At 70.3% G+C, this 26021-nt stretch carries 25 protein-coding genes; 5 read left to right on the top strand and 20 right to left on the bottom strand.

What is annotated here, in order from left to right; translation table 11 throughout:
- Positions 1-3: 3 nt before the first annotated feature.
- The 12 genes from MZTS_RS17190 to MZTS_RS17135 form a co-directional block, all read right to left on the bottom strand.
- Positions 4-471, bottom strand: coding sequence for a DsrE family protein (locus MZTS_RS17190; protein WP_192284758.1), 468 nt, complete (start codon positions 469-471; stop codon positions 4-6).
- A 43-nt stretch (positions 472-514) separates the two neighbouring features.
- A complete protein-coding gene (locus MZTS_RS17185; RefSeq protein ID WP_012752912.1) occupies positions 515-976 on the bottom strand; it encodes a DsrE family protein in 462 nt (153 codons plus the stop codon).
- Positions 977-1076: 100 nt separating this feature from the next.
- Positions 1077-2042 (bottom strand): MBL fold metallo-hydrolase, encoded by a 966-nt coding sequence (locus MZTS_RS17180; RefSeq protein WP_192284757.1) that lies wholly within the window; start codon positions 2040-2042, stop codon positions 1077-1079.
- A 26-nt stretch (positions 2043-2068) separates the two neighbouring features.
- Positions 2069-2749 (bottom strand): c-type cytochrome, encoded by a 681-nt coding sequence (locus MZTS_RS17175; protein ID WP_012752910.1) that lies wholly within the window; start codon positions 2747-2749, stop codon positions 2069-2071.
- Positions 2733-4022, bottom strand: coding sequence for a sulfite dehydrogenase (gene soxC / locus MZTS_RS17170; protein ID WP_192284756.1), 1290 nt, complete (start codon positions 4020-4022; stop codon positions 2733-2735). The genes MZTS_RS17175 and soxC overlap by 17 nt, the downstream gene beginning before the upstream one ends.
- Positions 4023-4075: 53 nt before the next feature.
- A complete protein-coding gene (gene soxB, locus MZTS_RS17165) occupies positions 4076-5755 on the bottom strand; it encodes a thiosulfohydrolase SoxB (protein WP_192284755.1) in 1680 nt (559 codons plus the stop codon).
- A gap of 15 nt (positions 5756-5770) precedes the next feature.
- A complete protein-coding gene (soxA, locus tag MZTS_RS17160) occupies positions 5771-6613 on the bottom strand; it encodes a sulfur oxidation c-type cytochrome SoxA (RefSeq protein WP_192284754.1) in 843 nt (280 codons plus the stop codon).
- Between the two features lie 56 nt (positions 6614-6669).
- Positions 6670-6999: a thiosulfate oxidation carrier complex protein SoxZ gene (gene soxZ / locus MZTS_RS17155; RefSeq protein ID WP_012752906.1), complete on the bottom strand. Its 330-nt coding sequence runs from the start codon at positions 6997-6999 to the stop codon at positions 6670-6672.
- Positions 7000-7039: 40 nt separating this feature from the next.
- Positions 7040-7498: a thiosulfate oxidation carrier protein SoxY gene (soxY, locus tag MZTS_RS17150; RefSeq protein ID WP_012752905.1), complete on the bottom strand. Its 459-nt coding sequence runs from the start codon at positions 7496-7498 to the stop codon at positions 7040-7042.
- Between the two features lie 29 nt (positions 7499-7527).
- Complete coding sequence (gene soxX / locus MZTS_RS17145; RefSeq protein WP_012752904.1) at positions 7528-8004, bottom strand: sulfur oxidation c-type cytochrome SoxX; 477 nt, start codon at positions 8002-8004, stop codon at positions 7528-7530.
- A 171-nt stretch (positions 8005-8175) separates the two neighbouring features.
- Positions 8176-8751: a thioredoxin family protein gene (locus MZTS_RS17140; RefSeq protein WP_012752903.1), complete on the bottom strand. Its 576-nt coding sequence runs from the start codon at positions 8749-8751 to the stop codon at positions 8176-8178.
- Positions 8752-9555: 804 nt separating this feature from the next.
- Positions 9556-10290: a cytochrome c biogenesis CcdA family protein gene (locus MZTS_RS17135; protein ID WP_043766811.1), complete on the bottom strand. Its 735-nt coding sequence runs from the start codon at positions 10288-10290 to the stop codon at positions 9556-9558.
- Positions 10291-10384: 94 nt separating this feature from the next.
- Here MZTS_RS17135 and MZTS_RS17130 point away from each other — a divergent pair, with 94 nt between their 5' ends.
- Positions 10385-10726: a thioredoxin domain-containing protein gene (locus MZTS_RS17130; RefSeq protein WP_012752899.1), complete on the top strand. Its 342-nt coding sequence runs from the start codon at positions 10385-10387 to the stop codon at positions 10724-10726.
- Positions 10727-10781: 55 nt separating this feature from the next.
- Positions 10782-11138, top strand: coding sequence for an ArsR/SmtB family transcription factor (locus MZTS_RS17125; protein WP_012752898.1), 357 nt, complete (start codon positions 10782-10784; stop codon positions 11136-11138).
- 380 nt (positions 11139-11518) lie between these two features.
- Here MZTS_RS17125 and MZTS_RS17120 read toward each other — a convergent pair whose 3' ends face one another.
- The 7 genes from MZTS_RS17120 to MZTS_RS17090 all read right to left on the bottom strand — a co-directional run bounded on the left by MZTS_RS17120 (position 11519) and on the right by MZTS_RS17090 (position 20754).
- On the bottom strand, positions 11519-11986 hold the full coding sequence (locus MZTS_RS17120; RefSeq protein WP_246482149.1) for a GlcG/HbpS family heme-binding protein: 468 nt from the start codon (positions 11984-11986) through the stop codon (positions 11519-11521).
- Between the two features lie 177 nt (positions 11987-12163).
- Complete coding sequence (locus MZTS_RS17115) at positions 12164-13216, bottom strand: YeeE/YedE family protein (protein WP_192284752.1); 1053 nt, start codon at positions 13214-13216, stop codon at positions 12164-12166.
- A 282-nt stretch (positions 13217-13498) separates the two neighbouring features.
- Positions 13499-14572, bottom strand: a complete 1074-nt coding sequence (locus tag MZTS_RS25680) for a DUF4365 domain-containing protein (protein WP_200671505.1) — start codon at positions 14570-14572, stop codon at positions 13499-13501.
- A 230-nt stretch (positions 14573-14802) separates the two neighbouring features.
- Complete coding sequence (locus MZTS_RS17105) at positions 14803-15363, bottom strand: phospholipase effector Tle1 domain-containing protein (RefSeq protein WP_378739313.1); 561 nt, start codon at positions 15361-15363, stop codon at positions 14803-14805.
- A 24-nt stretch (positions 15364-15387) separates the two neighbouring features.
- Positions 15388-17589 carry a Mu transposase C-terminal domain-containing protein gene (locus MZTS_RS25600; RefSeq protein WP_192284750.1) on the bottom strand — a complete coding sequence of 734 codons (2202 nt, stop codon included), beginning with the start codon at positions 17587-17589 and terminating at the stop codon, positions 15388-15390.
- Complete coding sequence (locus MZTS_RS17095) at positions 17586-18179, bottom strand: hypothetical protein (RefSeq protein WP_192284749.1); 594 nt, start codon at positions 18177-18179, stop codon at positions 17586-17588. The genes MZTS_RS25600 and MZTS_RS17095 overlap by 4 nt, the downstream gene beginning before the upstream one ends.
- 2335 nt (positions 18180-20514) lie before the next feature.
- The gene (locus MZTS_RS17090) at positions 20515-20754 is read right to left on the bottom strand and encodes a hypothetical protein (protein ID WP_066918773.1); all 240 of its coding nucleotides are present in this window, start codon (positions 20752-20754) and stop codon (positions 20515-20517) included.
- 553 nt (positions 20755-21307) lie between these two features.
- Between MZTS_RS17090 and MZTS_RS17085 the strand changes: the two genes are divergently transcribed.
- Positions 21308-22426 (top strand): acyltransferase family protein, encoded by a 1119-nt coding sequence (locus MZTS_RS17085; RefSeq protein WP_066918771.1) that lies wholly within the window; start codon positions 21308-21310, stop codon positions 22424-22426.
- Positions 22427-22611: 185 nt separating this feature from the next.
- Entirely contained in the window at positions 22612-24132 is a 1521-nt protein-coding gene (locus tag MZTS_RS17080; protein ID WP_012454476.1) for a sensor domain-containing diguanylate cyclase, read from the top strand.
- A gap of 338 nt (positions 24133-24470) precedes the next feature.
- Here the strand turns inward: MZTS_RS17080 and MZTS_RS17075 are convergent, their stop codons facing one another.
- Positions 24471-24929, bottom strand: a complete 459-nt coding sequence (locus MZTS_RS17075; protein WP_081435397.1) for a helix-turn-helix domain-containing protein — start codon at positions 24927-24929, stop codon at positions 24471-24473.
- Here MZTS_RS17075 and MZTS_RS17070 point away from each other — a divergent pair.
- Entirely contained in the window at positions 24928-26001 is a 1074-nt protein-coding gene (locus MZTS_RS17070) for a hypothetical protein (RefSeq protein WP_012454474.1), read from the top strand. The genes MZTS_RS17075 and MZTS_RS17070 overlap by 2 nt on opposite strands.
- The last annotated feature ends 20 nt before the right edge of the window (positions 26002-26021 follow it).

Genomic DNA, 26021 nt, shown 5'->3' with positions numbered 1-26021 from the left:
CACCTATGGGTGGATGTAGGCGAAGCCTAGGCCCTGGAGTCGTGCGAGCTCGGCGACCCCGCTCGGCACGATGTCGTCCTCCTTGACGCCGTAGAGGCCATGCCAGTCGATCTTGCGCTCCGTCAGGGTGTTGTAGCAGATCAGGAACCGGATCCCCATGCCCTTGAGGGCGTCGATGCGGCCGGCCAGGTCCCGGTCGTCCTTCGCCAACTGGAACAGGACGAGGCCGTCACCGTGGTCGACGACGCGGATCTCGACCTTGTCCTGGCCGAGCGCCTCGACGTGGTTGCGGATGTTGCCGAGCAGGCGCTTGAAATAGGCCCCGTTGTCCGGCGGCGCGCCGTCGTTGTGGTAGACCACCTTCTGCGGCGCGTAGTAGCCGGTCGGCGCCTCGCCGGCCGCGAAGGCGCTCCCCAGGCTCGGTCCCAGCATGAGCAGGACGGTCGCGACGAGGCGGGACAGGATTGCCATGTTGGTCTCCGGGTTCGGATCTCGGGCTTGGCGGGATGGTCAGTCAGACGCGCAGGTAGCTCCAGCCGGCCTCCTGCAGCGCGACGAGGCGGACGGCGCCGGCGCGGACCACGCCGACGTCCGGCAGCAATTCCAGCGTGCGTCCCTCGGCCTTCTCCATCGCCGTGATGGTGTTGCCGCAGGCGGACATCACGATGCCCGGAACGCTCTCCATGACGGACCGGACCCGGGCCTTCGCCGGGGAGGTGTCGGCCCGGACCATGTGAAGTCCCGGGCCGTAGGTGACGATCTCCACCTCGAACTCCTCCGCAGCCTCACCGTACTCGCGCGCGAGGTTCACGGCGTTGTTGAGGGCAAGATCGAAGACCCCGGGATCGTTCGTGCTGACCTGCATCGCGATCCGATGCGTCTTCGCGGCGGTCTCGGCAGCCGTCGCGACCCGGGTGGCCACGAGGCCGGCCACCAGCGCCGCGATGCCCGATACGCCCCTGCGCGACAGCAACATGTTCACCTCTCCCGGTCCCGAGTTCACCTCGGCCGCGACTCGACCGCCTGAGGGCCGCACCTTAAGGAGACCTTAAGGAACCAGGCCGCTGCCGCCCGGCTCATGCGGGCATGAACCGGTAGGCGCCCCGGGACCGCTCGACGCGACCGATGCCGGACCCCGGCAGATGGAAACCGACGAGCGTGAGGCGCTCGTTGGCCAACCGGTCGAGCAGGGCGCGGCGGGTGCGGATCGCGAGGTCGCGGTCGAGGTCGCTCCCGAAGGCCCAGGCAGGGCGGCGGAAGGAGACCACGGCATGGCTCAGCGCATCCCCGCCGATCAGGACCTGCTCCCGGCCGGCCTCGACGAGGACGGAAGCATGGCCGGGCGTATGACCCGGCGTCGCCACGTAGGTGAGGCCGGGCGCGATGGTCTCGCCGGGCGTGCGGCGCTCCATCTTGGCTTCGAGGCGTCTCAGGGTGCGGCGCGAGCCGGCGGCCAGCCCCTTGAGCCAGTCCGGCACGAGGGTCTCGACGTCGTCGCGAGTCCAGAAGTCCCATTCCGCGGCCGGCACGACGTAGCGGGCGTTGGGGAAGCGCTCGCTGTCATCGAAGTCGTCGACCGCGCCCCAGAGGTGATCGGGGTGGGCGTGCGTGAACACGACCCGGGTGATCGTCTCGCGCGGGACGCCCCTGCCCTCCAGGCTCTCCCCGAGCTTCCCGGCCGTCGGCTGGAAGGAGTTCCCCGAGCCCGCGTCGATCAGGATGACCTCGCCGCCGACGCGCACGAGGCTCGCGTTGGTCGGGATCGGGCTCGCTTCCGCCGGCTGTCCCTCGGCCCTGAACACGTCGTCCACCTCCGCGCGCGGCGCCTCGGGGAGCATGAAGGCGAGGGAGGACGACAGCGTCCCGTCGCTGGCCGTCTCCACGGTGGCCTCACCGACCCTGAGCGGCGCCATGGGGATGGCCGACGCCCGCCCGCCCGGCCAGGCGGAGGCCAGCAGCGCCGCCATGCCGGCGACGACCGCTCGCCTGTCGCAGGCCCGGGCGGGCGATCCGCGCCGCGCCGTCTCGTGGAGGTCGCTCATCGTCAGGCTTCCCGTGTCCTCGCAGGCTACTGGACCGGCGGCGATTCCTTCGCCTTCTCGGACGCCTTGTCGGGCGTCACGTCGAGGATGCGGGCGCGACCCGTGATGGTCGCCTCCTTCGGCAGGCAGTCCGTCATGCAGGGCTTGGCCGTCCAGAACTCCTTCTCCGCGGTCTCGCGGTCGTCCATGAAGAAGTTCTTCTCGTTCGGCAGGCGGATGGTGGCGAGGTTCTTCTCGTTCACCTCGAAGTCCTGATCCTTCAGGATGTCGTTGAGGTAGAGCAGATACGCGGTCAGCGAGTAGGTCTCGTCGGGCGTCAGGGTCTGCGCCGCGCCGAACGGCATCGCCCGGTGCACGAAGTCGAACACCGTCGAGACGTAGGGCCAGTAGGAGCCGACGGTCTTGACCGGGCTGTCCGACTTGAGCGTGCCGGCCCCGCCCGCGAGCTCGGGCCAGCGGCCGGCCCCCTCGCCGAACTCGCCGTGGCAGCTGGCGCAGCGCTCCTGGAAGATCGTCTCGCCGAGCGCTGCCGTGCCCTTGCCCACCGGCAGGCCCTGGCCGTCGGGGCGCACGTCGATGTCCCACCCCTTGATCTCCTCAGGGCTGGCCGCGCGTCCGATGTTGAGGCGCTCGGCAGCCGCGGGCGAGGCGAAGGCCAGGAGGACGGCCGTGACAGCGGCCCCGATGCCGTTAGGCGACCTCGACATTCTCGATCTCCCCGCTGGGCAGCACGTGCCAGGTCTGGATGCCGTTGTTGTGGTAGATCGAGTTCAGCCCGCGGTGCCGGCGCAGCGCGGCCTTGGTCGGCTGGACGTAGCCGGTCTCGTCGACCGCGCGCGACTGCAGCAGCAGCGGGTCGCCGGTCCAGTCGAACTCGTAGTAGAAGCGGGTCAGCGCCTTATCGAGCACCGGTCCGTCGAGGCGGGCGGCGCGCCAGTTGCGGCCCCCGTCAAGGGAGACGTCGACTTGGCTGATCTTGCCGCGGCCGGACCAGGCGAGCCCGGACAGCACCGTGAAGCCCTTGTGGTGCATCGGCGCCTGCGGGCTCGGGTTGGTGATCACCGACTTCGCGTCCATGGCCCAAGTGAAGCGCCGCGCCCGGCCGTCGGGCAGCAAGGCGGTATACTTCGAGGTCTCCTCGCGGGTGTGCCAGGGCTCGTCGCCGACCTTGATCCGGCGCAGCCACTTCACCCACATGTTGCCCTGCCAGCCCGGCAGGACGAGGCGCAGGGGATAGCCGTGCTCGGGATAGAGCGCCTCGCCGTTCATGGCGTAGGCGACCATCGCATCGTCGAGCGCCTTCTCGATCGGCACTGAGCGCGTCATCGCGGCGGCGTCGGCCCCCTCCGGTAGCAGCCACTTGGCGTTCGTCTTGAGGCCCGCCTCCTCCAAGAGGAGCTTGAGCGGGACGCCCGTGTACATCACGCAGTGGACCATGCCGTGCGTGAACTGGCAGCCGTTGAGCTGCGCGCCCTTCCACTCCATGCCGGAATTCGCGGCGCATTCGAGGAAGGCGATCCGGTTGACGCGGGGGAAGCGCCTGACGTCCTCCAGGGTCAGCATCAGCGGCTTCTCGACGAGGCCGTGGATCATCAGCCGGTGCTCGGCCGGGTCGATCTCGGCAATGCCGCCGTGGTGGCGCTCGAAGCCGAGCCCGTTCGGGGTGATGATGCCTTCGAGCTGGTGCAGCGGCGTGAAGCTGACCGAGCTCTGGCGCGAGGCGGTGAGCCACTCGACGTCGCGCCGGATGACGTCCGCCTCGAATTTCGACGGCCGGCCGTAGGGGCGGCTGACGACCCCGTCACCGAGTCCTTGAGACCATTCCGGGACATTCGGCGGCAGGTTCTTGCTCTCGACGGCCGCGGCCTTGCCGGCGAAGGCACCCGTGCCGACGGCGCCGCCGAGCGCGAGGCTTGTCCGCAGGAAGGCCCTGCGCGAGGGCGGGCTCGGCGGCTCCGGGATTTGCTTCGGGTCAGACATCGGCCTCTCCGAACTATTTCATATATTCAGATACGTGAATGCATGTGGCACGATCAAGCGCCGCGAACGGTGACCTGCGCCGGGGTCGGGTTCACGGTCCCCTTGCGCCGGACATGGGCGGCCACGACGTCCCAGATCGGCGGGCCCTCGGTGCCCTCGTTGACGCTGGCCCAGCCGGCCACGGTGTAGGAGCTCCCGGCCTCGATGGGCTTGCCGGTGCGCAGCAGGGTCAGGTCGGAGACGCGGCTGCCGGCCGGACGGGCGACGTCGATGGCGTAAGCGACGCCGCCGACCCGCACCATGTCGCCGCCCTGCTGGTAGTAGGGGTCGGCGTTGAAGAGGTTGTCGGCCACGTCTTCCAAGACCTCCTTCAACCGGCCTCCCGTCATGGTCATGCGGTAGGCGGCCGGATAGGTGATGGCGGTGGCGTTGTAGACGTCCTCGCGGGTGATCGATTGACCCGGCAGCAGCGTCGTGCCCCAGCGGAAACCGGGCGAGAGCGCGATCTCGGCCTCGCGCTCGGCGAGCAGCGCGTCGCAGATCATGTCGTCGAGCGTGCCGTTGAAGTTGCCGCGCCGGTAGAGCAGGCCTTCCGCGCGGCCGAGTTCCTCCTTGAGCATCGCCTCGTGGGGGCTGCGGATCGCCTGGATCTTCGCCGCCATCTCCTTCTGCGGCGCGATCACGTCGGAGAAGATCGGGATGAGCTTCGAGCGGTAGCCCTTCACCGCGCCGTCGCGCACGTCGAGATCGACGCGCGTGAGGAACTTGCCGTGGCTGCCCGACGCGATGAGCAGGGTCTGCCCGACCTTGACCGCCTGCGGCAGGGCGTCGTGGGTGTGGCCGGTGAGGATCACGTCGATCCCCTTCACGCGCGAGGCGAGCTTGCGGTCGACGTCGAAGCCGTTGTGCGAGAGCAGCACCACGAGCGCGGCCCCGTCCTTGCGGGCCTTGTCGACGCTGGCCTGCACGTCCTCCTCGCGGATGCCGAACGACCAGTTCGGGATCAGCCAGCGCGGGTTGGCGATGGGCGTGTAGGGGAAGGCCTGCCCGATCACCGCGACCTTCGCGCCGCCGCGCTCGAACATCTTCGTGGACTCGAAGGCCGGCTCGTTCCACTCGGCGTCGCGCACGTTCTGGCCGAGGAAGGGGCAGCCGAGCCCGTCGACGATCTCCTTGACCCGGTCGGTGCCGAGGGTGAACTCCCAGTGCCCGGTCATGGCGTCGGGCTTCAGGAGCGCCATGCAGTCGACCATGTCCTGGCCCTTGCTCAGCATCGACGTGTAGCTGTTCTGCCAGGTGTCGCCGCCGTCGAGGAACAGGACCTTGTCGCCGCGCTCGGCGCGGATCGCGTCGAGCACCGTGGCGATGCGGTCGAGCCCGCCCATGCGGCCGTAGCCGCGGGCGAGCGCGACGTAGTCCTCGGGCGTGAGGGCGTAGGCGAGCGGGGAGCCGCCGGGGATGCCGAACAGGTCGAGGTAGGCGCGGCCGGTGACGTGGGGGACCTGCCCCCGCGCCTCGCCGACGCCGAGGTTGGTCGAAGGCTCGCGGAACAGGATAGGCACCAACTGGGCGTGGATGTCGGTCAGATGGACCAGGGTGACGTTGCCCATCGGCTCGAAGGCGAGGAGATCGTCCTGGACGAGGCTCTGCTGGGCGAAGGCCCGGGTCCAGCCCGTCGGCACGAGCGCGGCGGTGGCGGCGGCGATCTGCAGGAAGTCGCGGCGTGAGGTCATCGTGGGTTCCGACGCTCAGTTGCGGACGGCCGGCGTCTCGACCGGCAGGCCGAGGCCGCGCCAGGCGACGTAGGTCTCCAGCGCGAGGAACTCGTCGGAGAGCGGCTTGTAGGGGGTGGCCCGGACGTCCTGCATGCAGCCCTCCATGCGCTCATGGAGCGGCACGAGGCGCTGGTCGCGCAGGCGGTAGACGGGGAAGCCGTTGCTCTGTCCCTGGCTGAGGAAGTCCGCGCGCAGGTATTTGCCGTGGTTCTTCTCGTGGCAGCTGGCGCAGGCAAGGTCGAGCTGGCCGTTGCGCTGGTAGTAGAGGGCCTTGCCGCGGTCGAACCACGGCGTCATCGGCCCGTCGACCTTCACCGCGACCGGCATGCCGCGGGACTGGTTGCGGATGTAGGTGGTCATCGCGGTGAGTTCCGGCGAGCCGAAGGCCCAGGGCTCGGCCTTGAGCGCGCCGCTGCGGCAGATGTTGATCCGCTGCTCCAGGTTGACCGGCTTGCCGAGCTTCCCGTTCCACTTCGGGTAGGCGGCCGCCACGCCCTTCATCGCGGTCGCCGCCTCGTTGTGGCAGCTCGCGCAGGACTTGCCCGCCGCGCCGTCGACCTTCGACCAGAGGTCCTCGCCCTGCTCGACGGCGAGGAAGCCCGGGTTGTTGAAGTCGTCGGCCTGCATCGCCTGCGTCTCCTTGGAGCGGAAATACAGGCCCGAGACGACCTCCCCGAACGGGGAATCGGGGCTTTGCGGCTTGATGCCGTGCTCCTGCCAGGCCGGGCGCTCGGACGTGTCCTGCGCGTGCGGCGAGACGGCCAGGGCGAGGATGGCGACGGCGGCGAAGGCCAGAGGATAGGGAACGGACGGCATGGAAGCTCCGGCTCGGCGTGGGGAGGCGCCCCGGGGCGGGACGCCCCGGGAGAGCGTCACGAGACCTTGATCTGCTCCGTGGCCTGGATCTTCGAGCCGTCGTCGTCGATCCAGGTGAAGGTCAGCGTGCCCGATTCCTCGGGCTTGAGCTTGAACTGGAAGTACGGGTTGGCCGACACGGCGCTTTCCAGGTCGGCGCTGAAGATCGTCTTGCCGTTCAGGTCGCAGATGAACGTGTTCAGGATCTTGCGCGGGATGGTCTTGCCGTCCTTGTCCTTGCGCTGTCCCGACTCCATCGTGTGCGAGACCAGTGTCTTCACCTCGATGACACCGCCCTGGGCGACGTCTTTCTTGTCCAATTTGATCCGCGGCTTCACGTCGGCCATGTCGTCCTCCGGGTCTCGTGCTGATGGGTTCGCCGAGGCGCTAGCCGCCGCAGCCGCCGATGGTGACCTTCACCTGCTTCACGTCGCTGAAGACGGAGCCGTCGTTCATGCGGGCGACCGCGATGACGTTCTGGGTCTCGGCGAGGCGGATGCGCGTGTTGGCCTCGGGGACGCTCGACGGCGTGAAATGGAAGCGGATGACGCCGGGGTTCGGGTTGCCGTCGGCGACGATCATCACCTCCTCGACGAAGCTCTCCTTCGTCATCGGCGCGTCGACGCCGACCGTCATCGGTACGGTGTTGCCGTTCTCGGCGATCTCGGGGAGTTCGAGCTTGACCTTGCCCTTGACCGGCTCCTTGCCGCCGGTGAACGCCTTGATGGCCTCGTCCGTGCTGTTCTTCGCCGCCAGCGCCGGAGCGGCGCGCAGGGACAGCGTCGTCGCCAGGACGGCGCCGGTGCCGAGGGCCAGGGCCTGGCGGCGGTTCAGGGGAGATATCATCGGAAGCGGCTCCTTCTCGGCTCGCTAAGTCACTTCAGGGTGGTGAGGTAGGCGACCACGTCCTCGACCTGCTGGGCGGTCAGGATCGGCTTGCCCTGGAACTCGGGGCGGACGCGGCTCAGGCCGTCGACCCGGTAGAAGGCCGGCATCACCGTCGCCTCGGTGAAGACGTGCTTCGGGTTGACCACGATCATGCGCAGGTGCGCCGCGTCCCAGCGCCCGGCGACGCCGTCGAGGGAGGGGCCGACCTCGCCGTGGAAGTCCTCGCTCTTGACCGACGAGATCTGATGGCAGCCGAGGCAGTTGCCCTGGCGCCGGTTGACCACGACCTTGGCGCCGGCGGCGGGATCACCCGGCTTGTCGGTCAGCGGATCCGGGATGGCGTCCGTGCCGTCGGCCGCGACAATCTTGAAGGGGGCGAGCCCGCCCGAGGCGGTCTCGGCTCCGGCGGCGGTCGCGAGGGCGCAGAGCCCCGCGAGCGCATAGGCGGTGATCGGCCTGCGCATCTGGCGTTTCCTCGGTGGGCCGTCCCTGCGGCTCTCGCGACCGTTTCCCGGCCGGCCGCATCGCCGGAGGGCCTCGACCCATCGACATATGCGAATTTATGCAAGTTTGACGCAGATCGCGTTTGAGTCAAGCCGAAATGTTTTTTGAATGCCGGCCGTCGGCCGCGCGCCCTACCCCTTCTGTCCCGGACCCGAGGAGCGCAGGTACTCGCGCAGGCTCGTCCGCTCGTAGCCGCGCTCGGCCACGAAGGCGAAGGTCCGGCGGAAGTCCTCGGGCGCGACAGAGCCTTGGATGCGCAGGACCTCGCGCTCCCGGGGCCGCCTCCCGGCGATGCCCGTCACCTCCTCGGGGAAGAACTGGAGGGTCGGCGTGAAGCGGACCCCGTACTTCTCCGCGAACCGCTTCTCCGACAGGCGCTCGCCGTCGAAGTCGGTCACCTCCCGCGCGCCGATGATGTTGAGCTGCAGGATCTCGAACCGGTCGCGGACGAAGCCGCTCGTGCCCGGGTCCGCGAAATGCACGAGGTGCATCTCCTTGCAATAGGGGCATCCCCTCAGCTCCCAGAGCACGGCGAGGCGCTTGCCATGCGCGCGCGCCGCCTTGAGGTCGTCGGGCAGGTCGAGGAAGCTTTCGAGGAACCAGGGCTCGCGGTAGAGGCCGTCGTCGTCCTGGACCGGCTCGGCCGCGGCATGCCGCGGCAACCCGAGCGCCAGTGCGCCCGCGAGGAACTGGCGCCGGGTGGACATCGCGTCTCCTCCAGACATTCTTCTTCATGCATGTGTACGGCGCCCCGCCGGCGCCTGGCAATCCGGGAACCGCGTTGCATGCACGAGCGACGCCTGCCATCCGTCCTGCGCCCGGCTGTTCCATGCACCGCCGGGCTCGCCGCGCGCGCTCCCACGGCGCGCCGGCGCGACGCCCGGTCCCGACGTCGGGGCCATCCTGGAGCCTCCAGGGTGGGCGGCGCACGCTGCTGGCCTACCTGGCGCACGACCATGCGGACCTGACCGCCCTCGACCGCCGGCGCTCGACGCTCCGGACGGAGGGCGCCAGGCTCGTCGCGGCGGCGCGAGGACGCTCCGACCTGGCACCCGTCCTCGACGCGCTCGACGGGTCCCTGGACGCGGCGGCCAAGGCGGTCGAGCGCGAGGATGACGCGCGGGCCCGCGAGATCGTCGAGGCGGCGACCCGCGCCCCTGGACGCCGGGCGGCGCGCGGGCGCCCTGCGCCGCTTCTCCGACTGCATCGCGGACCTGTCCGGACGCTACGGCGACTTGGATCGGGACCGCCGCGAGCGACGTGGCCGCGCCCGGGGGCCGCTGCGACGCGGAGGCCGGCGAGGCCGTCCGGTCCGACCCGGAGTTCCGGCGATCGGCGGACGGGATGACGGCCAGCCTCGGCAAGGTCCCGGCCGCCCGCGACGCCCGCGACCCGGCGCTGCCGCACCGCCTGCTGATCGAGCTGCGCGCCTTCGAGCGGCTCCGCGTGTTCCGGTACGGGTGAGTTTCGGGGCGGGACGCCGGAACGTGCCTCCGCCGGCGGTGGATTTCTCAGCCGATCCGTCCGAGGACGGGTACCGCGTCCGTCAGCCAAGCCCCCACGAGCGGCATCCACCCGCCGAAGATGACGAGCCCGGTCGCGACGAGGGCGAGCCCCATCGTCGCCTCGACGGTGCGCAGGTGGCGCCGGAACCGGCCGGCCAGCCTCAGGAAGGGACCGGTGAAGAAGGCGGCGGCGACGAAGGGCAAGCCGATCCCGGCGGCGTAGGCGGCCAGCAGCCACGCCCCGCGCGCGACCTCGTCCTCCCCTCCGGCGAGCAGCAGGATCGAGGCCAGGACGGGTCCGACGCAGGGCGTCCATCCGAAGGCGAAGGCGAGCCCGACCAGGAAGGCCCCGGCGACGCCTTGCGGGCGGGCCTCGACCTGGACGCGCACGTCGCGCAGGAGCGGCATCCAGCGGAAGACGCCGATCAGGTGGAGTCCGAGCGCCGCGATCACGATGCCGGCGACGCGGGACAGCACGCCGACGTGGTCCGCCAGGAGCTGACCGGCGGCGGACGCGCTCGCGCCGAGCGCCACGAAAACCGTGGAAAACCCGAGCACGAAGGCCAGGGCGCGCAGGACGGCGCGCCGCGCGAGCGAGCGGTCCGGGCGTTCGACGAGTTCCTGCAGCGAGACGCCCGCCAGGAAGCAGAGATAGGGCGGCACCAGCGGCAGGATGCAGGGCGAGAGGAACGAGAGCAGCCCGGCGCCGAAGGCGGTCAGGATCCCGACGTCGGCGGTCACGGCGCTTACCCCTCGAACATATTCGCCTTTCCCTATATTATGTGCCGGGGTGTCGCACTTGGGAAGCCCGATGCACGGAACGCGGCGGTCCCTGATGGCGTGGGCGGGAGGGCTTGCCCTCCTGCCCGCGACGGCCGAGGCCGCCGAACTCCTCATGTTCGAGCGGCGTGGCTGCCCTTGGTGCCGGGAATGGGAGCGGGTGATCGGCCCGATCTACCCGAAGTCCGACGTCGGCCGGCGGGCGCCGCTGCGTCGTGTCGACCTCGACGCGGGCCTGCCGCCGGGACTCACGCTCAGGCGCCCGATCCGCTACACACCCACGTTCGTCCTCGTCGAGGGCGGGCGCGAGCTGGACCGGATCGAGGGCTATCCGGGCGAGGATTTCTTCTGGGGGCGGGCCGAGCGGCTGCTCGGTCGGTTGCCGGCCTTGCCCTGAAGCGGACGGGACGGCACGCCACCTGCAAGCGAACGGCCTGGAAGAGGATTGAACGATGCCGCTGCGGCAGGGGGAGACGGCGACGAGCGGAACGGCACCCGGATCCATCGACCTGGATCTGCTGCTCGCCAACGCCCGCGACGCGAGCGAGCTCCTGAAGGCCCTCGCCCACGAGGCGCGCCTCGTCATCCTCTGCCTCCTGGTCGAGGGCGAGCGTTCCGTCTCCGAGCTTGAGCAACTGCTGAACCTGCGCCAGCCCGCCGTCTCGCAGCAGCTCGCACGCCTGCGTGCCGACGACCTCGTGGAGGCGCGCCGGGACGGCAAGAACATCTACTATGCCCTGGCCCGCCCCGAGGTCCGCGAGATCATCGCGGCCCTGCACCGCGCCTTCTGCGAGGGGCGGACGGGCTGACGGTCGCCCCGGTCCGCGCAACGGGCGCCTTCGGCTCGCGCGGCACCCTGCGGGGACGCGCCACCGACCGGCGAGGCGGCCTTGCCGCTTTCCTGTCGCCGCGGAAGCCGGCTGCGGTTGGGGAGGGCGCGGTCGTCGCGCCCTGGATGGCGCGATCGGGCGATCTCCCGTGGCATCCCAGGCCTGGCCGGCCGCAAGGCGCGCGACGCTTCACGGGCGGCGAGCGATCTTTCGAGCCGAGGCGGGACGTCCCATCGCTGCGCGCTCCGTCAAGGCTCGGACAGCAGGTGCCGGCAGAACGTCCGGCCGTTGCGGCGACCGCCGCGGCAACGAGCATCCCGGCCACTCGCGGTCGGCTCTCGCGCGCTCGGACGATGGCCTCACAGTTCAAGCTTGTCCCGTGCCGCCTGAATGCCGGCTTTGGCGCACTTCTCGTCCTCCGGGCCCCCGGGCGCCCCGGACACGCCGACGGCCCCGACGGTCGTGCCAGCGCTCTCGATGACCACGCCGCCGCCGAGCACCACCACGTTCGGCAACTGGCGGATCCCGGCTTGCGGCTGCCCCGGCTGGCTCAAGGCAACAAGCTCCGAGGTGTTCGTGCGGAAGCTGATCGACGTCCAGGCCTTGGCGCTCGCCGTCGTCAGGGTGTGTGGTCCCGCGAAGCGATCCCGCAACACGACCTGCGGCGAGCCGAACCGATCCGTCACCGAAACGGCGACCTGGTATCCCGCGGCTCGGCACGCCTCCAGCGACGCGCGGGCCAGTTCGAGCGCGATCTCGGGGGAGAGGCTGCGGTAACTGACCAGTGCTTCCTGAGCCGAGGCGGCACTGGCCGACAGCGTGGCCATGATAAGACAACCGTTCCGAAATGCCTGTCCCATGGTCTGCTCCCTCCCGGACGGGCGCTGCGAGCGTCGAGCCTTGCGTCGCGAAGACGGCGACGAACGCTCGGCACGTTCCCTGCCCCGCCGCCCGCGCTACGACCCAAGTCATAACACGCCGCCAAGGTCCCGGCACCGAGGCGCTCAGGCGTGACGGTCCACGAGGTAGTAGAGGCCCGCCCGCGCCCCGACGAGGATGGAGGCCAGGGCAAGCAGCGAACCGACCGAGAGCGTCGAGAGGCCGCTCAGCCCCTGGCCGATGGTGCAGCCGAGGGCGGTCACGCCCCCGGTGCCCATCAGGAACGACCCGAGGACATGGCGCTTGACCTCGCGCGCGTCGTCGGGCGCCTCCCAATGGAATTCGCCGCCGCCGCGGGCGGCGGCGAAGGCGCCGAGGACCACCCCGAGGACCGAGCCCACGCCGAAGTCGACCTTCATCCCGCTGGCGAGCATCGCGTAGAGCAGCGTGTCGCCGACGGGACGGGCGAAGCTGAAGGAGCCGACCGCCCGCGCCTCGAACTCGTCGTGGCCCGCGACCCCGTTCGTCCACCAGCCGGCGGCGATGAGGCATCCGATGGCGACGGCGCCGTAGAGCAGCCGGCGGCTCTTCCGGAGGCCGGGCCCGACGAGGGCGGCGAAGCCGAGGCCGGCGGCGACGGCGATGCCGAGGGCGGCGGTTCCGCCGCGGTCGAGGCCGAGCAAGGCCCCCAGCCGTTGCGCGCCCGCCGCGCCGAGCTCCACGCTCAACGGCCCGGCCAGTGCCACCCGGGCGAGCCCGGTCAAGCCGCTGACGGCCATGTAGGCGGAAAGGCCCAGCACCAGCAGGACGAGGAGCGCCCGCAGGTCCCCGCCGCCGAGGCGCAGGAGGGCCCCGAACCCGCAGGTCCCGACGAGGGCCATCCCGAACCCGAACATCGTGCCGCCGACGACCAGCGCGCCCCATTCCAGGCGGGGACCCGCATAGATGGACCGTGCGAGGTCGAGGCCCGCGTAGGCCTCCAGCAGGTGGGTTCCGAGGATCGCGAGCCCGGCGGCGAGCATCCAGGCACGCGCCCGGCGCGTATCCCGCGCGTAGACGGCGTCCTCGACGGCGCCGAGCGTGCAGAACCGTCCCCGGCGGGCGACCAGGCCCAACAGCGCTCCCAGGAGGAAGCCGAGCGCCGCCCGGGTGAGATGTGCAGGCAGGGTTTCCAACATCAGCCAAGGCTCGTGACCGAAGTTGCGAAAGCTGGCGCCGGGACGGCGAGCACGGCCCGCTCCTATGCCCCAGGGATGAGTTTCCTGGAAGCCCCGGGAGCTTTGCGGGCGATCCTGCCGTGGCATTCGAGCGGATGGGGTGGCGCGCGAGCAGGCGTCGCAACGTATGCGTCACGATGCCGAGGGCGCCCCTGGCCCGCAGCCCCTCCGGGTCCTCCCTCCTCATCCGGAGGTCATCGTTCCCGCCGTGCTGGTGCACGAGGCCGGGGACGAGCTCGAACCTCAGGAACGGGTCGCCCCGCGCGAGGAGGCCCCCGCTCGGTCGGCACGCTCCGCCACATCCCGATGTGCCCGCGCACGTTCGAGTCCGTCTCGAACGACTTGACCTTCTTCATCGTCCTCAGGCGCCCGTAGCCGAACGGGTGCTCCTCGAACCCGCCCCGGGGAAGGGGCAGGTCGGCTCGATGGCGAGGGACCAGTCGTCGCCGAACCGGAGGAAACGCGGGTCGAAGGCTTGGTGCCGGTAGTAGGCCGCGCCCTTGCGGTCCCTGCCCTTGCCGTGGGCCGAGACGACCTTCCGTTGGGTCTGGTCCTGGTAGGAGCGCTACCGGATGCTCCGCTCGATGCCCGGGTGCCGATCGGCCTTGAACAACAGGTGGCGGCGCTCCCTGCGGAACGAGAGCCGCCCGCCCATGCGCTCGGATGGGCACCGGCCCAGGCGCTTGACGAAGCGCCGCTCGGTGACCTCCCCGTCGGACCCGTGTCACTCGCCGGCGTCGAGGCGGTCGATGGCGCCCGTCTCGCAGGCGTCCTCGGACAGGGGTCGTCGAGGTCCCGGAAGCTGACCGGGGACCCGTCGTCCCCGATCCGGTCCCGGGCCGGGTACGCCCGATGCCGGAGCAAGGCCTCGCGGATGTCGCCGCGGGACAGGTCCGTCGGCGCGACGAAGAGGTGCTCGGGGTGGACCACCCGGAGCAGATTCCGGTCCAGCGTCTCCTCGACCCGCGACGACGGGACGATCCGGCCCGGCTTGGCGAAGGTCGCGACCAGATCGGCGAGGCGCCCGGCGGTGTCGCCGGCGAGCAGGTCCGCCGCCGGGTCGAAGACCACCTGGCGGCTGCGTCGTCGCTCCGGGTCGGCGAAGTGGGCCCGGACCGACCACCGCCGGAGGCGGTCGCTGGCGAGGCGGACCACCACGAGGATCACCGGGGCATCGGAGTTGAGCCCGTAGTCTCGGTCCCGCTCCTCCGGCCGGAAGCGGAAGTCCTCGCCGGTGTCCTCGGCCAGCCGCTGGACGGTCCTGATCTGAGCGGCCACGAACCGGGCCCGGACCTCGCCGGTCTCCACGTCGCGCATCTCGATGAAGCCGTCGACCCCGGCGTCCGGGGCCCCGGTCTCGTGACGGCCCAACCGGCCCCCGGCATGCGGCCCGTGACGAGCGCGGCCTCCTGCTGGCCCGCCATCCGCTGCGGCGAGATCGTCTTCTTCGAGCCTGCCGCCCCGCCAAGGTGGAAGGCCGGCGTTACCGGCCGACCCCGCTGCATTGCTGAAGCTTGGCCGGGCAGCCGGCCAGCGAGCCACGTGCCTCAGCCCGACGCCTCGGCCCCGACGGCCTGGCCAGCCTCGTCGGCACCGTAGCGGCCCTTGAAGCGGCCCTTGAAGCGGCCGTGGTTCGCCAGGGCCCCCGGGCGATAGGGCCCCGACCCGGCGCACTGCACGACGGACGGCAGGGCAAAGCGCTCATCGACCGTGGGGTGGACGACGGCGTCGTGCGGTACCTCGCGGTCCTGCTCCTCCCAGTTCTTGCCCCGGGCCCGGCGGCGGAGCCAAGCCGGGATGAAGGCGGCCGAGGTCCGCTCCTCGATGGTGTCGCGCATGCCGGCGATCTCGCAATGCTGGACGCCGTCGCTGCGCGGGAAGAGGCGCAGCCTCGGGTTCCCCATCGCGTCGCCGGGCGCCCCCAGGCCGTCCACCTTGAGGCCCTCCGGGAGGCGCGTCGCCTCCTCGATCATCCACCGCAGCGTGATGTCGGACAGGCGGGACTCGGGCTCGATGTAGCTGCCGCCGATGTCCGAGTGGTTCCCGGCGAACCAGACTTGGACCAGTTGCTCGGGCAGGCCGGGGTCGCGCGGCGGTGCGTCGACCACCGTTGATATCCGCGTCCGTCGGCGTCATGCCCGGCTCCATTCGTCCATGAGGGTGTCGAGGTCTTCCGTCAGGCTCTCGTGGGCGGAGCTGGCGGACGGGGGCGGCGCCGTCGGCGCCGGGGCGGAAGGCGTATCCGGCGCCACGGGCGCAACCGCGGCGGGGACCGGCTCGGCCGCCGGAGTGCCCTTGACCCGCTCCGGCTGACCCGCCTTCCGGGGACCGACGGGCGTGAAATACTCCCCGTTCGGATAGCGATATCGGGCGACCTTGGCCGCGGTCGTGACGGACCCTCCGTTGCCGAGGATGCGGTCGCTCTCCTCCTCGACGCGCTGCTTGGCCAGGACGATGTCCTGCTCGGTGACGAAGCGGCCGGCCCCGGAGCTGCGCGCCTGCTGGAGGTGCAGGCCGGCCGCGAAGATCGACACGTTGCGGGCGATGGCCTGGTTGGTGCAGTCGACCGGGATGTGCTCGCCCGTCTCCTCGTCGAGGACCCAGATCCTCCAGAGGTCGAAGGGGTCGAACCGGACCTGGTAGAGCTTCTGGCGCCCGCCCCGCCGCTCGCGGAGGGCGGTCAGCCGGTCGGAATGGTAGTTGAGGCCTTCCAGGTGGATGCCGGTGTTGCCGATGGGCCGCTCTCGGACCTGGCCGATGAGTTCGATGATCTGGGCGTGCGACGGGACGGCCCGGATGCCGCCGTTGCGCGCGACGAGGTCGTTCCAGACGTCGAGCGGCCGCGCCTCCAGCGTCCTGTGCCGCGTGACATGATAGTCATCGACGATGTAGCCGAGCAGGTCCCGGCGCAGCTGGGGCAGCGTGGTCTCGGCCCGCTTGATCGAGTTGTAGTCGCCGCGCGCGACCGCGCTGTGGAACGTCTTGCCCTCGCGATGGGCGTAGACCTGCGCGTTGAAGCGCCCGAACAGCCGTTCCAGCTTGCCCTTCAGCCACGGTGCCATGACCGGAAGGGGGCGGATGCGGAAGTTCATCGCCGTCTCGCTGCGCCGCAGGCTCTTTGACCGGAACTCCTTCCCGTTGTCCACGAACGCGAATTGCGGGATGCCCTCGCAGGGCCAGGGATTGCTCAGCCCCTCGATGCCGCGCAGGTCCTTCGGCCAGAACGCGTGCCCCATGCAGCGCTGGAGCGCCGCGTAGCTCGGCACCTCGAAGGACAGATGGCACCCGATCAGCATCCTCGACGCGCGGTCGAGCGCGGCCGTGAACCACGGCCGGCCAATCGCGCGCCCGGTCTGCTCGTCCACGACGATCAGGTCGACCAGCGAATGGTCGAACTCGACCTCCGCCATCACCTTGGCGAGGGGATCCGTCTTCCGGAAGACATTGAACGTCAGGTAAGCCTTCCGGCCCCCTTCCCGCACCTGCATCTCCTCCCGCGCGTCGAGCATCCCGTTCTTGAGGGTGCGGAAGGCCGCATAGGTGGGATAGGGGCGCGGCTCGCCCTTCCTCCGCGGCTTGTCGGCGTCGAGGCCCTTGCCTTTACAATGGTCCTCGAACTTGCCGTACGCGTAGGTCAGCGGCGGCCGGCGGCGGTCCTTGACCAAGTAATACTTCTCGATATGGGCCCGCATCTCGACGTAGATCCACTCGGCATAGCGCTGCGTCCGGTCGCCCCGACCACGAAAATCCGGCAGGAGCACGCGGATGTCGCGGTCGTGCGTGATCCAGGTCCGGTACCAGAGCTCGACCGTGCGGGGCTTCGGAACGACGAGAGGCTGCCCCTTCTTCGGCCGCTTCAGCTCGGTGGCAGCCTTGCGCTGCCGCTGGCGCCGCCGCTCCGCGAGCGCCGCCGCGTAGGCGACGTCCTCCTCGCGCCATTCACGCTCGAAAGCCGCGAAAACGTGAAGCGCCGCCCATACGTAGCTCTCCTCCAGCGTCTCCCCCGCCCCGTGCCAGTCATCCACCTCGCGCACGTACTCGGCCCGGCGCAGGGCGATGGTCTTGAGGTCTTCGGGAAAGGCCTCGAACGCCTTGGACAGGCAGTAGGCCACGTGTTCGTCGGCCTCGGGGTCGGCGGCATAGAGCTCGACAGCATGGTCCAGGCGGAGGTCGTGGATGTGATCGTCCGACCAGGTGACCGCGTCCTGGTCCCCGAGCTGCACGAGCCAGCCCTTCCGCTTCCGCTTCAGAACCTTCCAGAGTTCGGGACGGCCTCCCTCGCGCTGCACGTGCACGTGCGCGCCGGGATGGAGCTCGATTTGGGCGGCGCTCACGCGGTCCTCCGGCCGACAAGAAGGCTTCGCAGGGAGAGGGGCTGGTCGAGGTCGATCCGCAACTCGTCGAGGGCAACGAGCCCGAGCAGCGTACCGAGGGCGTCCGGGCCGAGGCCGGCCGAGCGCAGGAGCTCGCCGGTGGTCCCCGCGCAGGTGCCCGCCCGAATGGTTCGGCGCAGGGCCGCGAGCGCCGGCTCATCCCAGACCGGTCCGGCGTGGCAGAGGATCTCGCGCGCATTCTCAAGGCGCGGTGACCGCCGGATCTCCTTCTCGGTCCATGTCTCGAACGTCGCCCCGCGCCGCGCGCTTTCCGCTTCGATAGCCGGGCGCCTGCCGCCCAGCGAAGGGTCCTTCCGAAGGCGACGCAGGGGCTTGACCTCGCGGTACGCGCGCGCGCCGGCGGTGGTCAGGATCAAGAAGTCGGGCACGTACCGACGCACCTTGCCGTCCTGCCGCCAGCGAAACGCCTCCGGCTGCGCCCAGAAGCCATCCACCTCGGGATCGACGCACAGGATGGTAACCAGGTCCGCCTCCAGCAGGCTTTCGTAGGGGACGTCTCCCTGCATCCGGTGCGACCAGATGCGGTGCATGAAGGACCAGCGGCTTCGGCCTTCCGCGCCCGTGCGAACCGGTGCCCAAGGCTGTGCCGCACCGGGAGGAGCGCGCCCGGGTGCGAAGCCGAGCCGAAACGGTGCCTCGCGCGAGAACGGCAAACTTCCACCTCCCCTGCCTCGTGATCGTCCATATCGCGGCGGGCCGACACGCCGGCAGGCTAGCCCGGGTCGGCTAAGCTTGACTGAATCCCACCTCGCCGGCGTGTCGGGGCCGTCCCCCGGACCGGCTCCGGCTCGCGACGCGCTGCGCCTGGCGGGTCAGGAGGATCCGGTCTCCGCCCCGGCTTCCGAGCGCCTGCCCGCTATGCCGGATCCGCCCGCGAACGGTGCGCGGCGACCGGCGACGGACGGCGAGCCGGGTCCGAGGAGCCGGTGCGGTCCCGGCTATCAGGCCGGCCAAAGCCGCGGCTCCCCGGCCCGAGGTGCCTCCCTCGCTGCACGGCGTACAGGCATCGCCGCCGCGAGCGCCAAGCCGTCACCGGGAGCCGGCAGGAGACGGCTCGGACGCGGCGGAACGTTTCCGCCGCGCGGCCTCAAGGTCGATCACGTTGGTCGTCCCGGCCGAAGGCAACGCCCGATTTGCCGCGTCCGGTCTCGCCGTGGCCCGTGGTCCGCCGCGGAGGGGGGCCTTTCCTGCGGGAGCATCCCCGCACGGCACGCGGTGCCAGGCGCCGCGGACCAACGCGAAGATCCAACGTGGGTCAGCTGCGTCGACGGCCACGCGAACCCGGCGCTCACCGGCCATCCGGGCCGCCTCGACGGCAGGAGACGAGTAGGTCCGGCCGTGGACCCGCACGCCCAGCCGGGTGATGTGACGGTCGACGTAGATCGTGTCCCGCTCACCGGGTCCCACTCCCCGGCACGGTCCCGCGTCGAGGGATGGGTCACGGTCGTCCGGCCCTTCCGGAGCGTCGGATCCTGCGCGCACCGGCGCATCAAGCTCGTTCGGGCCGCGCCTGTTCGGGCCCGCCGTGTCGAGCTCCCGGTCCCGCGGGACCCCCGGCCGGCCGGACGTCGGGTCGAACGGAAGATCGAGTTGGTGGGGTCGGGGATTTCCGTCCGGGGCTTCGGTGGAGGGGCCTTGCCCTTCGGTGCGGCTGGTCATCATCGCGCTCCATAGCGGTCCCACACGGGCACGCGTCCGGCGAGCCGGACGTGCCGTTGCGGGTCGGTGATGGACCGATGGGGGCGCGAAGCGGGCTTGCGGCCCGGAATCGACTGTGCGATCGATATGCGAGGAGCGCACGGGACCCCCGGCCGGCGAAGCCGGCCGACGTCGATCCTGGATATCCCTTAGGGCGCTGTCGTGAGCGTGATGGCCCTGAAGGGGGGATGGCTCTGACGAGGCGCGCGGTCTGGCAGGACCGCGTGCCTCAGCCCGCCTGCGGCGGCTCGCGCGAGCAGGCGCGGCAGTTCGATGCGGTCATGTCCCGATCTCCTCCTGATGTGGCTTGTGCCGCGCGTATCGATTCCAGACGCGGGGCCGGTCCGTCAACAGCAAAATACGCTGGCCAAAGTATCGCAGGTTCGGACGCCGAAGGTGATGTTCCAAGTCTCCCCGGTCTTTCCGCTCGACCGTTGTCATGCGTCAAGGATTGACTGGAGTTGAGCTGGTGAAAGGATTGAACCTCTTTTCCTTTGCTTGCCATCGGCCGGGCCACGCCCGCGTCCGGGCGGGATGAATGAACCTTCAAGGATTGGTCGCTTAATCCTTGAGGGGCCATTCCGCGGCCATGGTGTCACGTTCCGGCTCGGTCAGGCACGCCGGTTCCGCGCGCGACCTTGTTCTTACACGGAGACCCGAGCCGGGCCGAGCTGTGAGGAGTTGCAGGACGCTTATTATAGCAGCCGCGTCCACGGCGGCACATCCACCGAGCGCTTCTTCCTGTTGATGAGGCGCCAGAAGGGGCTGTTGCGCCGTGCTTATGTGTTAGGATCGGCGACCGCATGGTGGCGACAGCGCAGGTCGGTCTGCCCGGGGCCTTTGTCCGGCGCCCGGCGGGCAACACGGTCCTGCTGCCGTACAGACTGCTCAGGCAGTTCAGCCTGCGCTTCAGGCGGGTCGCCTGCTTGAGGATCGGCCTGCGCTGACGATGTCTCGGCCCGGGGGGCGCTCAGCGTGCGACACGTGGCGGGCCGCTGGTACGGGCTCGGCGCCCTCGTCCTTGGACGACCTCCTGCCCGCACCCATGTGCTTCCCGGATGTCGCCTGTCGGCCACCCAGAACCGCCGCCACGCGGTAGCCTCGGTCCGCCCGGTCCAAATGCCGGTCAGGTCTCCCCCTCCCTGCTGCGTGCGGGTTCGCCTGCCCTCAGCCTCGGGCGCGTGGCCCGTAGAAGCGGTGCGCGTTCCGAACCACTCCGGGTTCATGCTCCCTCGGGAGATCGCGCCCATCCGTCATGGCGTTGATCACCTCGAACGCGTCCTCGATCCTCTCGAAAGCGCGACCGCCTTCGAGGTCCGACACGAACGTCCCGTCCGCCGCCAGGAAATAGATGACGTCGTCGTGTCTCAGGTAGACGTGATACTCGTCCGGCCGGTCTTCGCCCAACGTCAGCCCCCACTCCGCGAGCGGCCTATATGGAACGCAGCGAGGCCGGCACACACCGTAGAAAGTACGGTTGCGCGGGATCTGGGATTGACGGCCGTCCGTGGCGGGCGACCGTATGGCGTGAGACGTTGAGCGTGCCGGAGCGAGGTACGATGTCCCGGTGGCCGAGCGCGCGTTTGCCCGACCGGCCTGGTGACGGTGGCGCGGGAGAGCGGTGCGATGACACCACGCCGGGCGCCGGCGGCAACCCCGGCTGCGCTTTCCCGGCCCTTATCGGTTGAAGTTGTGCCGCCTCCGGGCGGCCTCGGGCGCAAGCCGTGGACACCGCTGGAGCGCGCCGGAACGGGTTCGACGCGGCTTCGCAACGCGCCACGGGACGCAGGGCAGTTCGTCCGGGGGGGCTGGTCGGCGCATCGGCGAACGTGCGCTGGTACCGCGGCCGCGGCTTCGTTCAAGTTCCGTTGTCCATCATGGACGGTCGCGCGCCGGTGCTGCCGCTCGCTTAACCGGCTCCGGCGAAACTCGGCCCCGGGCTGGGATACGGGGACGGATCGTGGGCGGGCGGGCGAGAACTCAAGCGGAGGAGGAGCTCCGATACGCCTGGGTCGACGTGGCAAAGGGCATCTGCATCTTGCTCGTGGTGATGATGCACTCGACCCTCGGCACCGGCGAGGCGATGGGTGGGGAGGGCTTCCTGCACCCGGTCGTCGCCTTCGCCAAGCCGTTCCGGATCCCGGACTTCTTCCTGCTCTCGGGTCTGTTCGTCGGACGGGTGCTGGACCGTGACTGGCGCCGCTTCGCCGACCGGCGCATAATCCACTTCGCCTACTTCTACCTGCTCTGGCTGCTGCTTCAGTCGGCGTTGAAGTACGAGACCGTCGCCGGGGATGGGGGCATCCCGGCCTTCCTGGCTCACCTTGCCCTCGCCCTCGTCGAGCCCTACTCAACGCTGTGGTTCATCTATCTCCTCGCCGTGTTCTCGATCGTGACGAAGTTGCTGCGGCCTTTGCCTGGCCCGGCGCTTCTCGGGACCGCCGCGCTGTTGCAGATCATGCCGGTCCAAACCTCCTCCTTCCTCGTTGAGGAGTTCTGCGCCCGCTACGTCTACTTCGTCGGCGGCTACCTCCTGGCCGACCAGATCTTTGCCTTCTCCGATGCCGTGCGGCGCTACCGGCGGCTGGCGCTTGCAAGCCTTGGGGCCTGGGCGTTGGCCGAGGGCTGGCTCGCCTTCACGCCGTCGGGCATCCCGGACCACCCGACCCTCGCGAGCCTGCCGGGGGTGGGTCTCGCGGCCGGATTCGCGGGCGCGCTGGCGATTGTCGCACTTGCCAGCTTGCTGGCCGAAGCGGGAGGCGTCGTGACGGGGGCGCTGCGTACCTGCGGGAAGCGCTCCATCGTGATCTATCTTGCCTTCTTCCTGCCAATGGCCGCCTGGCGCAGCCTGATCGTGAAGACGGGCGTGATCGAGGATGTCGGATTGGCCTCGCTCGCCGTGATGAGCGTCGCCGTCGTACTGCCTCTTCTCTTCGAGCGGCTCATCCGCGGCACCTGGCTCGGCTTCCTATTTCGCCGTCCCCGCGTTCTTCATCTCACGGGTACAAGGAGCGGTGAGGCAGCGCTCACGACGCCGCTGACCGGCAGCCGGGTGATCGAACGTCAGGCTCGCGGTTAGCGCAGGACCCGGGGGGGGCGTCTCGTCGGTGACGAGCAGGTCGAGGCTCGCGCGGCCGATTGCCTCGGCGAGCCCGTCCGTCAGGCGTGGGCGGGCCGGACAACCCTTCCGCACTCGCAAAGACCCGTTAGGTCTCGGCGTGTCAGGATCGAAGCGACGACAACGCAGCCGGGGAACGCCGCGCGATGATCCTGCCTCGGCGCCTCCCGCGCATCCTCCGGTCCGGCCGCAACTGGGTCGCGCTCAGCGTGCTGGCGCCCGTCGGCATGCTGGTCACGTCAGGGCTCCTGCTGCTGGAGGTGCGCCGTGACGCCTGGGACAAGGCCGAGCAAACCTCGAAGAACCTACTGCAGGTCATCGAGCGTGACATTGCCCGCAACGTCGAGCTCATCGACCTGTCCCTGCAGGCGGCGGTCGAGAACCTGCGTGCGCCCGAGGCGGCGGGGGCCGGCCCCAAGCTGCGCCAACTCATCCTGTTCGACCGGGCCGCCACCGCCAAGGACCTCGGGGTCATGCTGGTCATCGACGCCGACGGTGACGTCGCGGCCGATGCGGGCGCCGTCCCTCCGCGCAAGGGCAATTACGCCGACCGCGACTACTTCCAGGTCCACAAGGCGCGCTCGGACGTCGGCCTCCATATCGGCCGACCGCTGATCTCGCGCCTGACCGGGGAGCGCATGCTGCCGTTCAGCCGCCGCATCGCCAACCCCGATGGCTCGTTCGGCGGCGTTGCGCTTGGTACGCTCAAGCTATCGTACTTCACCCGGCTGTTCGACCGGATCAGCCTCGGTCATGAGGGTGCGATCAACCTCTACATGCAGGACGGCACGCGCGTCGTGCGCCATCCCTACGTCGAGGCCGACATCGGCGTGAACATCGCCGGCACCCGGAACTTCGACCGGTTCGTGCGCGAGGGCGGCGGCGCCTTCGTCGGCACCTCGGTCCGGGACGGCGTCGAGCGCCATTACGCCTTCACGCGGGTCGGCGACCTACCCCTCGTCCTCAACGTCGCCGTCGCCACCGCCGAGGTCGAGGCCGCATGGCGGACGAAGGCGCTCGGTATCGCCGCCGTCGTACTCGTGCTGTGCGGGCTGACGGTCACGCTGTCGCTGCTGTTCGGCCGCGAGCTCCGCCGCCGCGCGGAGATGCACGCCGAGATGGCCCGCCTCTCGCGCACCGACGCGCTGACCGGCCTTGCGAACCGCCGCCGGTTCGAGCAGGTCCTCGCCCGGGCTTGCGAGGACGCCCGACGCACGGGCAACCCGCTGTCGCTGCTCGTCGTCGATGCCGACCATTTCAAGCGCTACAACGACCGTTACGGCCACGCTGTGGGTGACGAGGTGCTCAAGGGCTTGGCCGGCTGCCTCAAGGCTGCCGTGCCCCGGCCCGGCGACCTCGCCTGTCGGGTCGGCGGCGAGGAGTTCGTGCTGCTCTTGCCGAACACCGACGCTGCGGGCGCGCGGCGCGTCGCCGAGAGGGTGCACGCCCAGGTGTCGGGACTGGCAATCGCCTCGGCCGGCATCGCGCCAGGCGCCGTCACGGTCAGCATCGGGCTGGCGACCGGGATAACCGACGCCGACCTCTACGGCTTGGCCGATGCCGCCCTCTACGAAGCCAAGGCATGCGGCCGGAACCAGACCCGCTGCGCATCGCGCCTAACGGGCAGGTCAGCCGGCGAGCCGCAGTTTCGTCTGGTCGGCGCCTGAGACGCTCGGCCGGGGCACGATGGCGTCGCGATGCCCGTGATCGCAACCCTCACGGCAGCGATCCTCGGGTGGGTCGTTCTCGACCTCAGGCGCCCGCAATAGCGGGGGGCTGGCTTGAGCGGGGCGAGGCCGCATCTTGGAAGCGATGGTCTTGCCAGGGCGCCGAGCCTGGTTCTCCAGGTCCGACGGTTGACACCCGCTTCCCTGGGGAACCGTGGGCAACGGCTGGATGCGAGCGATCCCGTGACGTCCAGCCCTGTTGCTCGACCACCGCAAGCCGATGCCGGTAGAAACGTACCCACATGTAGAGGCAAGATCTCTTCGCGGAACCAAGCTGTTTAGCCTCGCCCGGTGCCATCCTCCGCGTCATCGCGCTTCACGTGCGGCCTGCTGACCAGAACGCCAATCGCTTCGCCACTTCGGTAGAAGCGCGCCCCACGGTTCTCCAGGGCTTCGCGTAAGGCGCGGACCACGCGGCTTCGGGGCTCCACCTTCTGGTTCTCGAAATCATTTATCGTTTTCTTGCTCACGTCCGAGAGTTTCGAGAACTCAAGCTGCGTCAGGCCGAGCAACTCGCGAGCCGCTTGGCACACAACGCCCGGAAGGGGGGCGCCGGGCTCCAGCGCTTCGACGTTGGCTGAGGATAAGTCGAGCGGCGGCTTGCTTTGCTCGTGATAAAATATTACACCCGTGGTATAGTTCCATCTCGTTGCTTGAGCTCGCCCGTCCGCGCGTGGTCCCACTCCATCGCCGGCATCCGTGGCCCGCTCCGCTCTCTCGGGATGGGACTGCTCCATGCTCTACGCCTTCTACGGGGCCGATGGCCGTTCGGCCGCGACCCATGCCGCCCTCGCGGCGGCCCACGCCCTGACCACCGCCGCACGGCCCGCCACGTTGCTGAGGATCACCGAGCGGGGACAGGGCCTTGCCCGGATCCCGGAGACGATGCCAGAGGCCCTGTGCGTCGTCGAGGCCGAACCCGGCGACCTCGTCACCTTCGACGATCCGGAGGATCTGATCAGGCAGGCGCAGGCGACGGCGCGGGACGTCGTCCTGGACCTTCCGCTCTCCTGGCTCCCCTACCGCAGCTTGCGCGAGGCGGCGGCCTTGTCGGTGGTCGTTGTCGGTCCGGGCGCCATGGAGGAGCGCCTCGCAGCCTTCGCCCTCGGCCAGTGCGGGGAACAGGTGATCTCGGGACGGGCGGCGGCGGATCAGGCTTCCGGCGTGGGGCCGGAGCCCGGATCCGCCGCCCCGGTCTGGCTGCTCGGGGCCGGACGGGCCGGAGGAGGCCCGGACGCCACGCGCTTCGAACAGACGATGCGCCCCCTCCTCCGCCGCGCCGGCGCCGGTGACGGCTGCCGGTTCCTGCCCGTGGCCCTGCCCGCGCCGACGCGATCCGAGACGCACGCCGTCGCGGCGGGCCATCCGCTGGCCGGAACGGTGCGCCAGGGCATGCTCCTTCTCGCCGCCATCGAGGTGGCCGCCCAGGATCCCTTCGTCGCTTCCCTCGACAGCGGGCGGTTCGCCCGCGCGCTCGGCCTCGATCCCGAGATGCCCGTCACCCCCGACGAGCGGCGGCTCTGCGACCGGCTGCGCGACCTCGCCGACGCGCTGGAGGCGCTGGAGCAAGGCGGACCGGCTCCGGAGGAGATGGCGCGGGCGCCGCTCATGGAATCCTGGAGTTTTCTGAGCGGCCGGACGCGGGTGCTTGCCGGCGTCTCCTTCGGCCACCCGACCATCGCTTCCGGGCGCCCCACCCTCACCTCGGACGTCTTCGCCACGGACGGAAGAACTTGGGCGCGGACGCTGTCGCGCCTCTATCGCCTGGGGACACCGGCAGAGGCGACGCCGGCGGCGGGGCTCCAGTGAGCGCGCGCCCTCCCGCCCAT

Source organism: Methylorubrum zatmanii, assembly GCF_014845115.1.
Taxonomy (GTDB): Bacteria; Pseudomonadota; Alphaproteobacteria; order Rhizobiales; family Beijerinckiaceae; genus Methylobacterium; species Methylobacterium zatmanii.
This window is presented reverse-complemented; position numbering and strand designations above follow the sequence as displayed.